The sequence below is a fragment of the Telluria sp. Soil_C_11 genome (assembly GCF_057657395.1).
The window spans coordinates 335,813-349,843 of the sequence record NZ_JBDGIN010000003.1 but is presented as its reverse complement, the minus strand read 5'-3'; the positions used below and the strand labels follow the sequence as shown (position 1 = coordinate 349,843).

General features: G+C 65.8%; 17 protein-coding genes. 13 read left to right on the top strand and 4 right to left on the bottom strand.

Annotation, left to right across the window (positions count from 1 at the left end):
* Positions 1–54 precede the first annotated feature (54 nt).
* Positions 55–537, top strand: a complete 483-nt coding sequence (gene rfaE2 / locus AC3A6M_RS07180; RefSeq protein ID WP_487852038.1) for a D-glycero-beta-D-manno-heptose 1-phosphate adenylyltransferase — start codon at positions 55–57, stop codon at positions 535–537.
* Between the two features lie 26 nt (positions 538–563).
* Here rfaE2 and AC3A6M_RS07175 read toward each other — a convergent pair whose 3' ends face one another.
* Complete coding sequence (locus AC3A6M_RS07175) at positions 564–2,141, bottom strand: dienelactone hydrolase family protein (RefSeq protein WP_487852037.1); 1,578 nt, start codon at positions 2,139–2,141, stop codon at positions 564–566.
* Between the two features lie 87 nt (positions 2,142–2,228).
* Complete coding sequence (trmL, locus tag AC3A6M_RS07170; protein ID WP_487852036.1) at positions 2,229–2,699, bottom strand: tRNA (uridine(34)/cytosine(34)/5-carboxymethylaminomethyluridine(34)-2'-O)-methyltransferase TrmL; 471 nt, start codon at positions 2,697–2,699, stop codon at positions 2,229–2,231.
* 170 nt (positions 2,700–2,869) lie between these two features.
* Between trmL and AC3A6M_RS07165 the strand changes: the two genes are divergently transcribed.
* Positions 2,870–3,448 carry a hypothetical protein gene (locus AC3A6M_RS07165; protein ID WP_487852035.1) on the top strand — a complete coding sequence of 193 codons (579 nt, stop codon included), beginning with the start codon at positions 2,870–2,872 and terminating at the stop codon, positions 3,446–3,448.
* A gap of 26 nt (positions 3,449–3,474) precedes the next feature.
* Here the strand turns inward: AC3A6M_RS07165 and AC3A6M_RS07160 are convergent, their stop codons facing one another.
* Positions 3,475–4,041: a ComF family protein gene (locus tag AC3A6M_RS07160; RefSeq protein ID WP_487852034.1), complete on the bottom strand. Its 567-nt coding sequence runs from the start codon at positions 4,039–4,041 to the stop codon at positions 3,475–3,477.
* Positions 4,042–4,332: 291 nt separating this feature from the next.
* On the opposite strand from AC3A6M_RS07160, the gene AC3A6M_RS07155 reads away from it, so the two are divergent.
* The 7 genes from AC3A6M_RS07155 to AC3A6M_RS07125 all read left to right on the top strand — a co-directional run bounded on the left by AC3A6M_RS07155 (position 4,333) and on the right by AC3A6M_RS07125 (position 10,278).
* On the top strand, positions 4,333–5,253 hold the full coding sequence (locus tag AC3A6M_RS07155; RefSeq protein WP_487852033.1) for a methyltransferase domain-containing protein: 921 nt from the start codon (positions 4,333–4,335) through the stop codon (positions 5,251–5,253).
* Between the two features lie 358 nt (positions 5,254–5,611).
* Positions 5,612–6,802, top strand: coding sequence for a cytochrome c oxidase subunit II (gene coxB / locus AC3A6M_RS07150; protein WP_487852032.1), 1,191 nt, complete (start codon positions 5,612–5,614; stop codon positions 6,800–6,802).
* A gap of 24 nt (positions 6,803–6,826) precedes the next feature.
* Positions 6,827–8,431, top strand: coding sequence for a cytochrome c oxidase subunit I (gene ctaD / locus AC3A6M_RS07145; protein WP_487852031.1), 1,605 nt, complete (start codon positions 6,827–6,829; stop codon positions 8,429–8,431).
* Positions 8,432–8,438: 7 nt separating this feature from the next.
* Entirely contained in the window at positions 8,439–8,567 is a 129-nt protein-coding gene (locus tag AC3A6M_RS07140; RefSeq protein ID WP_487852030.1) for a hypothetical protein, read from the top strand.
* A 10-nt stretch (positions 8,568–8,577) separates the two neighbouring features.
* Complete coding sequence (locus AC3A6M_RS07135; protein ID WP_487852029.1) at positions 8,578–9,156, top strand: cytochrome c oxidase assembly protein; 579 nt, start codon at positions 8,578–8,580, stop codon at positions 9,154–9,156.
* Complete coding sequence (locus tag AC3A6M_RS07130) at positions 9,153–9,353, top strand: DUF2970 domain-containing protein (protein WP_487852028.1); 201 nt, start codon at positions 9,153–9,155, stop codon at positions 9,351–9,353. The genes AC3A6M_RS07135 and AC3A6M_RS07130 overlap by 4 nt, the downstream gene beginning before the upstream one ends.
* A gap of 67 nt (positions 9,354–9,420) precedes the next feature.
* Entirely contained in the window at positions 9,421–10,278 is an 858-nt protein-coding gene (locus AC3A6M_RS07125) for a cytochrome c oxidase subunit 3 (protein ID WP_487852027.1), read from the top strand.
* Positions 10,279–10,420: 142 nt separating this feature from the next.
* Here the strand turns inward: AC3A6M_RS07125 and AC3A6M_RS07120 are convergent, their stop codons facing one another.
* Positions 10,421–10,621 (bottom strand): twin transmembrane helix small protein, encoded by a 201-nt coding sequence (locus AC3A6M_RS07120; RefSeq protein ID WP_052233521.1) that lies wholly within the window; start codon positions 10,619–10,621, stop codon positions 10,421–10,423.
* Between the two features lie 31 nt (positions 10,622–10,652).
* Here AC3A6M_RS07120 and AC3A6M_RS07115 point away from each other — a divergent pair, with 31 nt between their 5' ends.
* The 4 genes from AC3A6M_RS07115 to cyoE are packed head-to-tail and all read left to right on the top strand — an operon-like array spanning position 10,653 to position 14,031.
* Entirely contained in the window at positions 10,653–11,381 is a 729-nt protein-coding gene (locus tag AC3A6M_RS07115) for an SURF1 family protein (RefSeq protein WP_487852026.1), read from the top strand.
* Between the two features lie 28 nt (positions 11,382–11,409).
* On the top strand, positions 11,410–11,964 hold the full coding sequence (locus AC3A6M_RS07110; protein WP_487852187.1) for an SCO family protein: 555 nt from the start codon (positions 11,410–11,412) through the stop codon (positions 11,962–11,964).
* A gap of 10 nt (positions 11,965–11,974) precedes the next feature.
* A complete protein-coding gene (locus AC3A6M_RS07105; RefSeq protein ID WP_487852025.1) occupies positions 11,975–13,129 on the top strand; it encodes a COX15/CtaA family protein in 1,155 nt (384 codons plus the stop codon).
* On the top strand, positions 13,126–14,031 hold the full coding sequence (gene cyoE, locus AC3A6M_RS07100) for a heme o synthase (protein WP_487852024.1): 906 nt from the start codon (positions 13,126–13,128) through the stop codon (positions 14,029–14,031). Before AC3A6M_RS07105 ends, cyoE begins: the two co-directional genes overlap by 4 nt.

Genomic DNA, 14,031 nt, shown 5'->3' with positions numbered 1-14,031 from the left:
CCGCGCACTTAACCCGTCGTCCCCGCGCAGGCGGGGACCCAAGTTCTCATACCCATGCCGACCTTCGAACAAAAAATCACCACCCGCGCCGCCCTCCGCGAGCGCGTCGCCCAACTACCGAAGCCCGTCGTGCTGACCAACGGCGTGTTCGACATCCTGCACCGCGGCCACGTCACCTACCTGGCCCAGGCCCGCGAACTGGGCGCCTCGCTGGTGGTCGCGGTGAACACCGACGCTTCCGTGAAGCGCCTGGGCAAGGGCGACGACCGTCCCCTCAACTCCATGGAAGACCGCATGGCCGTGCTGGCCGCGCTGGAGTCGGTCAGCCTGGTGGTCGAATTCGACGAGGACACCGCCCTCGAGGTGGTGCAGGAAGCGCGCCCCGACATCTACGCCAAGGGCGGCGACTACGTGATGACCGAGATCCCGGAAGGGAAGGAAGTCATCGCCCAGGGCGGCAAGGCGGTCGCGATCGACTTCGCGCACGACCGCTCGACCACCAGGCTGGTGGCTCGGATTCGCCAGTTCGGCGGCTGACCGGCGGCCGATATGCGCGCTGGAACTCAGCCTGCGCTGGCCTTTGCCGGCGCTTCCACGCCCAGCGCTTTCAGGCGCGCGACCGAGTGCCCCTCCGCGGGATTGAGCGACAGCGCGCGGCGGTACTCGTCGATCGCCAGCTGGCGTTCACCCACCGCCTCGTAGGCTTCGCCCAGGCTGTCGGCGATGCCGCTCCACCCCGGCTCCAGCCTGGTCCCGAGGCGGAAGATCGGCACCGCATCCTTCGCGCGCCCCGCGCGCAGCAACTGGTAGCCGTACACGTTGCACCAGACCGGCTCCACGGTGAATGCGGGGTTGGCGGCGTGCATCCTGTCGTAGACATCCTGTGCATGCTCGTAGCCGCCGGTCTGCAGGGCGCGTACGAACGCTTCCAGCGTCGGCGGCGTGCCCGCGCCCTTGCGCCGTTCGACCGACAGCATGTGCGCCGGCGCCCTGTTGGCCGAAGGCTTGTTGTCGAGGAAGGCCAGTGCCTGCCGGTCGTCCTTCAGGTAGGCGTCGAGGAAGCGTTCGACGTAGCGCGCGGCCCAGCTGTGCGCCATCGAGACTTCGTCGCGCGAGTATTCGCCGAAGCGCTCCCCGTTCGCGAAGCGCAGGCCGTCCGAGGCGAAATCCTGGTGGATCATCGGCCGCATGGTCACGATGGTCATGTCCGCATACGTCATCTCGTTCAACAGGCTGTAGTCGAGCTTCTTCTTTTCCTTCACGAGGTCTTCGATCGAGTCGCGCTCGCGGCCGACGAACAGCATCGGCACCGCCAGCCGCGCCGGGGTCGCATATTTGGCGGCGTCCTTGCCGCCGTCGACGAACCGGGTATGGCTGCGCACCGAGCCGTCCAGGCTCACCAGCGCGCGGATGCGGTCGTCCTTCGCCGCCGCCAGCACGTTCGCCAGGCCGCCCCAGCTGAAGCCGACCACGGCGATGCGCGACATGTCGGCCTGCGGCATGGCGTGGGCCTGGCCGATCAGGAAGGCGATGTCGCCGGCCTGCGCCTCCAGCCCTTCGAGATCGGTCGTCATCGACTTCGTGTGCGCCCCCAGCGAGCGGCTGGCGATCACGATGTAGCCGTGGCTGGCCAGGTATTCGCACAGGTCGACGTTCTCGGTGGCCGAGGCGCTGAAACTGGGCGCGTAGATCACCACCGGGAACTTGCCGCCGGCCGCCGGCGCGTCCTTGCTGGCCCACATCGGCTGCGCCAGCACCTGGCGGCCGAGGGCCGGCGCCAGGTTGGCCAGGTTGTCCCTGATGATCGCGTCGCCCGCTTGCTGTGCCTCGGCCGGCGACAGCCACGGCGCATCCTCGGTCGCCTTGGTCATCATGTAGTCGCGCCAGGCGAGCGGCTTGCCTTTGGCGCTGGCCGGGTACCAGGTGAGCGACTGGATCGGCCGCGCGCGCTCGTGCGTCTCGGGCTGGCCCGTCACCAGGTCGAAGGCGGGGCGGTAGACGCGGGAGGTATCGTATTGCGCCTTCACCTGCACGCCGACCGGGTACGGACCGGGCTCGTTGGAGAAGACGAAGCTGTCGGCGGCGCCGGCGGCACCGGCGCTCGATGCGGCCAGCAACAGGAGCGAAATCAGTCTGCGCATTATGGAAAATGGATGAAGTGGAAAGGCTTCATCCTAGCCGCCGGCCCGCCGCGGGCCTAGCTGGTAAATCTAGCAGTGCGGGCGAGCTCAGGCCCCGCCCGCGTAGCCGTTCTGGCGCCAGGCCTCGTAGACCACCACCGCCACCGTGTTCGACAGGTTCAGGCTGCGGTTCCCCGGCATCATCGGCAGGCGGATGCGCTGGGCGGGCGGAAAGGATTCCCGCAGCGCCGGATCGAGGCCGCGCGACTCGGCGCCGAACACGAACACGTCGCCGGGCTTGAATGTCGCGTCGGCGAAGGGCGAAGAGCCGTGGGTAGTCATGGCGAACATGCGGGTGGTGTCCGGTTGCGCGTCGCGCAGGAACGCTTCCCAGTTCTTGTGCACCTTCATGGTCGCGTAATCGTGATAGTCGAGGCCGGCGCGGCGCATCTTGGCGTCGTCCAGCGGAAAGCCCAGCGGCTCGATCAGGTGCAGCTGCGCGCCGGTGTTGGCGCACAGGCGGATGACGTTGCCGGTGTTCGGCGGGATTTCCGGCTCAACCAGTACTACATGAAACAAATTCTTCTCCTTGACAATGGACGGCAGCGGCGGCGTCCTGCCGCTCGAAGCGGGAGCATAGCGCAGATCGGCGCCAGCGTTGCAATCTCGCCCTATCGTATTGACAGGCTCTGCCTATACTGAATGGGTTCGTTTTCGGCCACCGGTGTATTTCAACACGAGGAGGAAGCATGAACGGATCTGGTATTGCCCGCCGCCATCTGTGGATGGCCATCGTCCTGGCCGCGGCCAGCGTCTCGCCGCTGCTCGCCGGCGCAGGGCCCGGCACGTCGCTCGACGACAACGACGGCCGCGTCCAGCGGGGCCGCGAGATCGTCCCGCCAGGCGTGGTCCTGAACCTGAGGGGCAAGCAGCCCGGCATGGTCTGGCTGGGCAGCTACATCGTCAACACGACCGGCTGCGTCGATTGCCACACCCATCCCAGCTATTCGCCGGGCGGCGACCCGTTCCGGGGCCAGTCGGAGCGCATCAACGCCGAGCAGTACATGTCGGGCGGACGCATGTTCGGGCCGTTCATCACCGCCGCCAACATCACGCCGGACCACGCCGGCCGCCCGGCGGGCCTGACGCGCGACGAGTTCGTGCAGACCCTGCGCACCGGCCACAATCCGCACGATCCGGCCGGCCAGATCCTGCAGGTGATGCCCTGGCCGGCGTTCGGCAAGATGACGACCCGCGACCTGTACGCCGTCTACGAGTACCTGCGCGCGATTCCGTCACTGCCCGACAATCCGCATCCCGGGCCCTGAGCGGCCCGCTGCCGCCGCGCCGGTCTTCAGGCGCGCGGCGGCGTGCGCGCGAACACCAGGTTGGTCACGCGCGCGGCGCCGCAGCGTTTCAGGGTGGCCGCCAGTTCCTCCAGCGTGCTGCCGCTGGTCATGACGTCGTCGACGATGCCGACGTGGCGTCCGTCGACCAGGTCCGGATCGGCGATGGCGAAGGCGCCGCGGATGTTCTCGGCCCGCTCGTGCGGCGAGACGCCGGACTGGGCGCGGGTGTCCACCTGGCGCGCCGCCAGCCGCGGGTGCAGGGGCACGCCCAGCATGGCGGCCAGCGGCCTGGCGATTTCGAGGGCCTGGTTGAAGCCGCGCTCGACCAGCCGGGATGGGCCCAGCGGTACCGGGCACAGCAGGTCGGGCAGGGGCAGGCCGGGGCGGGCGAGGATGGCGTCGCGCAGCAGTCCGGCGAACCAGGGGGCGAGGGGGAGGCGGGCGCTGAATTTCAGCTGCAGGACGAGGTGGTCGAGGGGCGGGGCGTAGTCGACCGCGAAGATGGTGGCGTCGTAGGAGGGCGGGATCGACAGGCAGGTGCCGCAGGTGGTTTCCTGGCTGCCTTCGTTCATGCAGAACCTGGGTCCCCGCCTGCGCGGGGACGACGGGATGGGGTTGGCGCACCTGGCACAGCGATTTGTGACTGGCAAGCAAAAATGATCCCGGCAGGGGGCGCATACCACGCCGTCGCAGCCGGATCCGCACAGCGCGCAGTGCGAGGGCAGCAGCAGGTGGAGGAGGGCGCGCGGCCAGCGGCGGGCCCAGGGCAAGGCGTGGGTGGGCATGGCTTCGGGGCGCTCGGAAATCGGATCGGCCCCCATCATGTACACTTCCGCCATTCTTCTCTTTGACCGCAGTTGACCATGGCTTCGCCCCAACCTCCCTCCAAAATGAGTGCGCCGATCGACCAGGCGCGCGTCTGCCAGCTGTTCGCCGATCCGGGCCGGGTGGCGCCGTCCGACTTCCTGCGCCGCGAAATTTCCGGCCGCATGTTCGATCGCCTGTCGCTGGTGAAGAATTCCCCGCAGCAAGTGCTGGATGCCGGCTGCGGTACCGGCGCCGACCTGGCCCAGCTGCAGAAAGCCTATCCCGCCGCCCAGGTGATCGGCATGGACGCGGTGCCGGCGATGCTGGCCGCCGCCGGTGCATCCGCCCAGGCGCCGCGTTCTTTCCTCAGCCGTTTGCTGCCGGCCAAGAGCGGCATCGATCTCGTTTGCGCCGACTTCGGGCAGCTGCCACTGGGCCCGAACTCGCTCGACCTCGTATGGTCGAACCTGGCATTGCACTGGCATCCGCAGCCGGACCGCGTGTTCGCGGAATGGCGGCGCGTACTGCGCGTGGACGGCCTGCTGATGTTCTCGAACTTCGGCCCGGACACCTTCCGCGAGCTGCGCAACGCCTTTGCAGCGATGGATGAAACCCCGCATACCCTGCCTTTCGTCGACATGCACGATTTCGGCGACCAGCTGGTGGAGGCGGGCTTCACCACGCCGGTGATGGACATGGAACAGATCACGGTCACCTACGACACGGCGGAGGCGCTGCTGCTGGATGTGCGCGCCTTCGGCGGCAACCCGCTGGCCACCCGGCGCCGCGGCCTGGTCGGACGCGCGGCCTGGCGGCGCATGCTGGACGCGCTGGAAAGCCAGCGCCGGCCGGATGGCAAGCTCGGCCTGACTTTCGAGGTCATCTACGGCCATGCGTTCCGGCCGGCGCCGAAGGTCACGGCCGCGGGCGAGGCGATCGTGCGCTTCCAGCCGAGGCCGCAGCCGCCGAAGGCGTAGCGGCGGCGCCACGGAATTGCCGCAGTGCATCACGCAACATCCATGCCGTTGGAGTAATTTTCCTTGAATAAAAATTAGCGATTTCAGTATAATCAATGACACTTTTTTCGACTTGAGCAGTCATCACGCTAAAAACTTCAGCAAAAACAGCGTGAAGTCGAACTGGTTGCAGCAACACCAAAGGCTTCGGAAATCGTCTCGTTGACGGTGCCGGGGCCCGAGCAAGCAGGTTCATCGAGGTCCTTGTAGTCCCTGATGGTCGATGTTTGCAGGAAGGATTTCGGAGCGGCGGCAGTTCGTTCATGGAATTGCCGGCCTCTTTAAGAAAATTCATTTTTTTTGGGTGGTTGGGGACAACATGACTTATGCAAAGCGATTAAAAGCGGCGATGTGCGGCCTCGCAGTGGCCGGCATCCCGGCCCTGGCGTGGGCCGAGCCCGAGGTGATTGGGCGGCCAGCGGAGCACCAGCTCAACATGCAGCCTGCCGTGACGGGCATCGGCGACTATATCTACAGCCTGCACAACTGGATGATGGTGGTCTGCCTCATCATCTTCGTCGGCGTCTTCGGCGTCATGTTCTACTCGGTGTTCAAGCACCGCAAATCGCTCGGCCACAAACCGGCCACCTTCCACGAATCCACCGCCGTCGAGATCGCATGGACGGTGGTTCCCTTCCTGATCGTGATCGGCATGGCGCTGCCCGCGACCCACGCGGTCGTCGCCATGAAGGACACCTCGAACCCGGACCTGACCATCAAGGTCACCGGCATGCAGTGGAAATGGGGCTATGACTACCTGAAGGGCGAGGGCGAGGGCATCGGCTTCCTGTCGAACTTGTCCACCCCGCGCTCCGCCGTCGGCGAGCCGGGCGTCGCGCCGACCACCGCGCGCACCGAGACCTACCTGCTCGAAGTCGACAACGAGATGGTCGTGCCGGTCAACAAGAAGGTCCGCCTGGTCCTGACCGCCAACGACGTGATCCACTCCTGGACCATCCCCGCCTTCGCCGTCAAGCAGGACGCCATCCCCGGCTTCGTGCGCGACACCTGGTTCAAGGCCGAGAAGGTCGGCACCTACCGCGGCAACTGTGTCGAACTGTGCGGCAAGGAACATGCCTTCATGCCGATCGTCGTGAAAGTCGTCTCCGCCGAGGACTACACCGCCTGGGTCAACACCAAGAAGAAGGAAATGGCGGCCCTGGCCGACGATCCGAACAAGGTCTGGACCATCGACGAACTGAAGACCAAGGGCGAGAAGGTCTACGCCGCCAACTGCGTGGCCTGCCACCAGGCCAGCGGCCAGGGCGTGCCGAACGCCTTCGCCGCGCTGGTCGGTTCGCCGGTCGTGCTGGGTCCGAAGGCCGAGCAGATCAACGTGCTGCTGAACGGTAAGCACAGCGGCAAGTACCCGAGCGCCATGCCGGCATGGAAGCAGCTGTCGGATACCGAGATCGCGTCCGTGATCACCTACACCCGTAACAATTGGACCAACAAGGCCGACGAGAACATCGTCCAGCCCTCGGAAGTCCTGGCCGCCCGCGGCAAATAAGCGTTTGGAATCGGAGACCTTGAAATGAGTTCCACCATCGATCACGCACACGACCATGCGCACGACCATGCGCACGATCACGCACACGACCATCCGCACGGCCTGCGCCGCTGGCTGTTCGCCACCAACCACAAGGACATCGGCACCCTGTACCTGTGGTTCTCGTTCACCATGCTGCTCTCGGGCGGCGTGCTGGCGCTGATGATCCGCACCGAGCTGTTCCAGCCCGGCCTGCAGTTCTTCCGCCCCGAGTTCTTCAACCAGCTGACCACCATGCACGGCATCGTGATGGTGTTCGGCGCGATCATGCCGGCCTTCGTCGGCTTCGCCAACTGGATGATTCCGCTGCAGGTGGGCGCGTCCGACATGGCGTTCGCGCGCATGAACAACTTCTCGTTCTGGCTGCTGCCGCCGGCCGCGATCCTGCTGGCCAGCTCCTTCTTCGTGCCGGGCGGCGCCACCGCCGCCGGCTGGACCCTGTACGCGCCGCTGTCGACCCAGATGGGCCCGGGCATGGACATGGCGATCTTCGCCCTGCACATCATGGGCGCCTCGTCGATCATGGGTTCCATCAACATCATCGTCACCATCCTGAACATGCGCGCGCCCGGCATGACCCTGATGAAGATGCCGATGTTCTGCTGGACCTGGCTGATCACCGCCTACCTGCTGATCGCCGTGATGCCGGTGCTGGCCGGCGCCATCACCATGACCCTGACCGACCGCCACTTCGGCACCTCGTTCTTCAACGCGGCCGGCGGCGGCGACCCGGTCATGTACCAGCACATCTTCTGGTTCTTCGGCCACCCCGAGGTGTACATCATGATCCTGCCGGCCTTCGGCATCGTCTCGCAGATCATCCCGGCCTTCGCCCGCAAGCCGCTGTTCGGCTACGCCTCGATGGTGTACGCGACCGCCTCGATCGCGATCCTGTCCTTCATCGTCTGGGCCCACCACATGTTCACCACCGGCATGCCGGTGACCAGCCAGCTGTTCTTCATGTACGCCACCATGCTGATCGCGGTGCCGACCGGCGTGAAGGTGTTCAACTGGGTCGCCACCATGTGGAAGGGCTCGATGACCTTCGAGACGCCGATGCTGTTCGCGGTCGGCTTCATCTTCGTGTTCACGATGGGCGGCTTCACCGGCCTGATCCTGGCCGTGACCCCGATCGACATCCAGGTGCAGGACACCTACTACGTGGTGGCGCACTTCCACTACGTGCTGGTGGCCGGCTCCCTGTTCGCCCTGTTCGCCGGCTTCTACTACTGGGCCCCGAAGTGGACCGGCCACATGTATCCGGAAGGCCGCGGCAAGGCGCACTTCTGGCTGTCGCTGATCACCTTCAACATCACTTTCTTCCCGATGCACTTCCTGGGCCTGGCCGGCATGCCGCGCCGCTACGCCGACTACGCCGTGCAGTTCACCGACTTCAACCAGATCGTGTCGGTCGGCGCCTTCGGTTTCGGCCTGAGCCAGGTGTACTTCCTGTTCTTCGTGGTGCTGCCGACCATCCGCGGCGGCCAGAAGGCGGAAGCCAAGCCGTGGGAAGGCGCCGAAGGCCTGGAGTGGACCGTGCCGAGCCCGGCGCCGTTCCACACCTTCGAGACGCCGCCGCTGGTGAAGTGAGATGATCATGGCTGAAGATGGCCACAAGCGCGCCGAGGAGATGCGCAGGAAGAACCTGCGCACCGCCCTGTGGGTGGGCGGGCTGGCCCTGTTCTTCTTCGTGCTGCTGTTCGTCAAGCGGCTTTGGCTGAGCTGACTGGGCCGAGATGAGCGATGCACCGAAAACCGGACAGCGCGGCTACCTGGCGCTGAACCGCACCACCTTCTTCAAGCTGGTGGTGGTGGCCTGCGTGATGTTCGGTTTCGGGTATGCGCTGGTGCCGGTCTACCGCCAGGTTTGCGAAGTCCTGGGGATCAACGTGCTGACGCAGAAGGACGGCACGGTGGAGCGGCCCGCCAACACCCAGGTCGATATGGGGCGCACCATCACCGTCGAACTGGACGGCAATGCGCAGGGACCATGGCGCTTCCGCCCGACCCAGCGCAGCATAGCCGTGCACCCGGGCGAGATGGCGACCGTGATCTACGAGGTCGTCAACACCCAGGCGCGCACCGTGAAGGCGCAAGCCATCCCGAGCTACGCGCCGCAGTCGGCGACCCCGCACTTCAAGAAGGTCGAGTGCTTCTGCTTCAAGGAGCAGGTGCTGGGCCCGAACGAGGCGCGCCAGATGCCGGTGGTGTTCTTCATCGATCCGGCCCTGCCGCGCGAAGTGAAGAACATCACGCTGTCGTACACCTTCTTCGAGGTGGGCGGCGCGGTGGCCTCGAAGGAGCCTGGACAATGAATCAACCGCGGAAGGCGAGCTTCGGCGCCACCATGAAGGCCGTGTTCTGGTCCTTCTTCGGGGTGCGCAAGCGCAAGGACTACGAGCACGACGCCGCCAACCTGAACCCGATCCACGTCATCATCGGCGCGCTGATCGGGGTGGCGATCTTCATCGGCATCCTGCTGTTCGTGGTGCGGATGGCGGTCGCGAAATAAGAATCAAAGCAGAATCAAGAGCAGAGCAAGAATTCGACAAATCAAAAGTTCGTTTGAGGAGATGAGAATGAGTTCGCCACAAAATGCGCCGTACTACTTTGTCCCCGGCCCCTCGCGGTGGCCGATGGCTGGCGGCCTATCGATGCTCGTCACGATGGTCGGCGCCGCCGGCTGGGTCAATTCCGCAACCTGGGGGCCGGGCGTGTGCATCGCCGGCATCCTGGCCATGCTCGTGGTGCTGTATTTCTGGTTCGGCGACGCCATCGGCGAGTCGGAGTCGGGCCAGTACAGCGCGCGCATCGACACCTCCTACCGCTGGTCGATGAGCTGGTTCATCTTCTCGGAAGTGATGTTCTTCGGCGCCTTCTTCGGCGCGCTGTTCTATGCGCGCTCGATCAGCATGCCGTGGCTGGCCGACCTCGACCACAAGGTGATCTGGCCTGACTTCGCCGGCCACTGGGGCAGCGTCGGCCCGGCCGGCACCGTCGAGTCCTTCAACACGATGGGCCCGTTCCCGATCCCGACCATCAACACCGCGCTGCTGCTGACCTCGGGCGTCACCCTGACCATCGCCCACCACGCCCTGCGCGCCGGCCACCGCGCCCAGACCGCGATCTGGCTGTTCGCCACCATCCTGCTGGGCGCCGTGTTCATGGGCTTCCAGGCCTACGAATACCACCACGCCTACACCGAGCTGAACCTGAAGCTCTCGTCGGGCATCTACGGTTCGACCTTCTTCATGCTGACCGGCTTCCACGGCTTCCACGTGACCATGGGCGCGATCATGCTGTCGGTGGTGCTGTACCGCGTACTGAAGGGCCACTTCACGCCGGACCACCACTTCGCCTTCGAGGGGGCGGCGTGGTACTGGCACTTCGTGGACGTGGTTTGGCTGGGCTTGTACGTCGTGGTGTACTGGCTGTAAAAACCGGCGCAGCTTGAACGAGGAACTGCGCACCTTGAACGTCGTCCCCGCGAAGGCGGGGATCCAAGTTTGCGAGCGTTCCGATAACTCATGCAGAACTTGGGTCCCCGCCTGCGCGGGGACGACGTTTACACGCTAGCGCTCAGCGCAACCCCGTCGGCTGGATCCACCCCATCTTGTACGAAAACAGCACCAGCAGGAACAGCGTGATCGACAGCCCGACCCGCATCGCCAGCGCCTGCACGGTGCGGTTGCTGCGCCCCTTGTCGCGCATCAGGAAGAACAGCGCGGAGGCCAGGCTGCCCAGGATGAGTACGAACGCAACGGCGACGACGATCTTCATGATGTGCCCTGAGTTGGAATAGTGACATTGTATGCGACTTCGCTTCCGTTTCAGGACAGTCCCGTTCGTAGCCACCCTCATCCTCGTGCTGCTCGGGATCGCGCTGGGCAACTGGCAGACCCGCCGCGCGGCCGAGAAGACCGCCTTGCAGGCCCGGCTGGAGCAGGGCATGGCGGCGCCGGCGCTGGCGCTCGACGGCAGCCCCGTCGATCCGGTGCGTCTGGAATTCCACCGGGTCATTGTGACGGGGGAATTCGTCCCCAACTGGCCGCTGTTCCTCGACAACCGGCCGCAAGAAGGCCGCAGCGGATTCGTTTTGCTGATGCCGTTTAAAATAGCGGGATCGGACAAGTTCGTGCTGGTCGCGCGCGGCTGGCTGCCGCGCAATACGGCCGAACACGACCGGCTGCCGCCATACACCACGCCGGCCGGCCGCGTCACGATCGAGGGCAGGGCGGTGCGCCAGCTGGCCCGCGTGATGCAGCTGGGGACGCCCGCGGCGCTCCATCCGGATGCGATCGTGCAAAACCTCGAGCCGGCCGAACTGGCCCGCGCCAGCGGCCTCGACCTGCTGCCGGTCGTCGTCGAGCAGACCGGGCCGGACCTGCCCGGCGACGCCCTGGTGCGCCGCTGGCCGGCGCCCAGCCTGGACATCGACCGCCACAAGGGTTACGCCGTGCAGTGGTACGCGCTGGCGGCGATGGCCTTTCTATTCTTTGTGATAACAGGATTTCGAAGTGGAACAAAAAAAGCCGGCTGAACTCCCACAACGCAAACGCGGCCGCTGGATGCTCTGGCTGGTGCTGCTGGTCTGCGCCTCGCCGATGATCGCGTCCTACTTCACCTTCTACGTGCTCAAGCCCGAGAAGCGCAACAACTACGGCACCCTGATCGACCAGCGCGCCCACCCGGTCCCGGCGATGGCGACCACGACCCTGGACGGCAAGCCGGCGGCGCTGGAACAGTTCAAGGGCAAGTGGGTGATGCTGATGGCCGCGCCCGGCGCCTGCGAGGACGCCTGCCGCAAGCAGCTGTTCGCGATGCGCCAGCTGCGCCTCATGCAGGGCAAGGACATGGAGCGCATCGAGCGCGTCTGGCTGATCACGGACAGGGAGCCGCTCGACACCATCGTGATCCGCGAATACGACGGCACCCACATGCTGCGCGCCGACGCCCGGGCGGTGGCGAACTGGCTACCGGCCGACCCGGGCACCAGCGTGGCCGACCACATCTACATGATCGACCCGCTGGGCCACCTGATGATGCGCTTCCCGAAGGATCCGGAGCCGCGCAAAGTGCACAAGGACATCTACAAGCTGCTGAAGGCATCCTCGGTCGGCTGAGTAACAAGATATGCAAGCCTCGAACTTCATCCTGCTGGCCCTGACCGGCATCCTGGCCGCTTCCGTGCCGCTGTCCATGGTCTGGATGGCAACCGGCACCCACCGCTACCGCAAGCTGGCGTGGGTGATCGTGTTCTTCACCTTCGACCTGATCGTGTTCGGCGGCTTCACCCGCCTGACCGATTCCGGCCTCGGCTGCCCCGACTGGCCGGGCTGCTACGGCGAAGCCAACCCCTTCCTGGCCCACGAACACATCGCCGCCGCCGAGGCCCTGATGCCGACCGGGCCGGTGACCAAAATGAAAGCCTGGATCGAGATGATCCACCGCTTCCTGGCGATGGGCATCGGTTTCCTGATCATCGGCCTGATGATCGCGTCGTGGGTGCAATGGCGCCGCTCGAAAGGGAAGACCGCGTCGCCCTGGCTGCCGACGGTGCTGTTCCTGTGGGTCTGCGTGCAGGGCGCGTTCGGCGCCTGGACCGTGACCCTGAAGCTGCAGCCCGTCATCGTTACCCTGCACCTGCTGTTCGGCATGACCCTGCTGGCGCTGGCCGCCTGGCTGGGCGGGCGCGAAGACAAGCTGCTGCATCCGGCCCCGACGCTGGCCCCCGCGGACGCCCTGAAACTGCGCCGCCTGCGCCCGCTGGCCTGGCTGGCCGGGGTCGTTTTGCTGGTGCAACTGGCCCTGGGAGGGTGGGTGAGTACCAATTATGCGACGCTTGCCTGCACCGACTTTCCACTCTGCCAAGGACAAATTGTCCCAGAGATGGATTTTCAACATGGCTTCACCTTGTGGCGCGAACTGGGCAAGACGGCCGCCGGCCACTACCTGCCGTTCTCGGCCCTGACCGCCATCCACTGGGTGCATCGCAACTTCGCCGCAGTGGTGGTGCTGGTGCTGGGGCTGGCTGCCTGGCGCGCCTGGCGCCTGCCGGGCCTGCACGGCACCGCGCGAAACCTTGCCCTGGTATTATCGGTGCAAGCGTTCACGGGCATGGCGACCGTGTTTTTCAGTTTCCCGCTTGCCATCGCCGTGCTGCATAACGCCGGGGCGGCCCTCCTTGTCCTGCTGGTGACCATGTTAAACTACAAGGTACAGTATCAACTCGGATCGAAGCCGCAAGCCCGCTCCTACCCGGCAGCGGCGTCCGCGGGCCATTCATGATTACCCAAACCGCCACCCATAAACCGCCCAGCCGCGTTTCACAGTACTGGGCGCTGACCAAGCCGCGCGTCACCCAGCTCGCCGTCTTCTGCGCCGTGATCGGCATGTTCCTGGCCACCGACGGCTTCCCAGGCTGGCACGTGCTGTTCTGGGCCACGCTCGGCATCTGGCTGCTGGCCGGCGCCGCGTTCGCCGTCAACTGCCTGATCGAGGCCGAAGTCGACGCCCGCATGGCCCGCACCGCGCGCCGCGCCACCGCCATGGGCGAACTGTCGACCACCCAGACCCTGTTCTTCTCCGCCATCCTCGGCGGGGCCGGCATGGGCATCCTGTACACGATGGTCAATCCGCTGACCATGTGGCTGACCTTCGTCACCTTCGTCGGCTATGCGCTGATCTACACCGTCCTGCTGAAGCCGAACACGCCGCAGAACATCGTGATCGGCGGCCTGTCCGGCGCGATGCCGCCGGCGCTGGGCTGGGCGGCGGTGGCGAACACCGTGCCGATGGAAGCCTGGCTGCTGGTGCTGATCATCTTCGTCTGGACCCCGCCGCATTTCTGGGCGCTGGCGATGTACCGCCGCGACGACTACGTGCGCTCCGGCCTGCCGATGCTGCCGGTGACCCACGGCATGCAGTACACCGGCCAGCAGGTCTGGCTGTACTCGGTCGCGCTGGCGGCCTGCACCCTGTTCCCGTTCGCGGTCGGCATGAGCGGCTGGCTGTACCTGCTGGCGGCGATCGGCCTGAACGCCGTGTTCCTGCGCCACGGCTGGCTGGTCCACAAGCGCTACAGCGACCAGGTCGCGCGCAAGGCCTTCGCCTGGTCCGTCATCTACCTGGCGCTGCTGTTCGCGGCGCTGCTGGTGGACCACTACGTCAAGCAATACCTGAACTTCTGA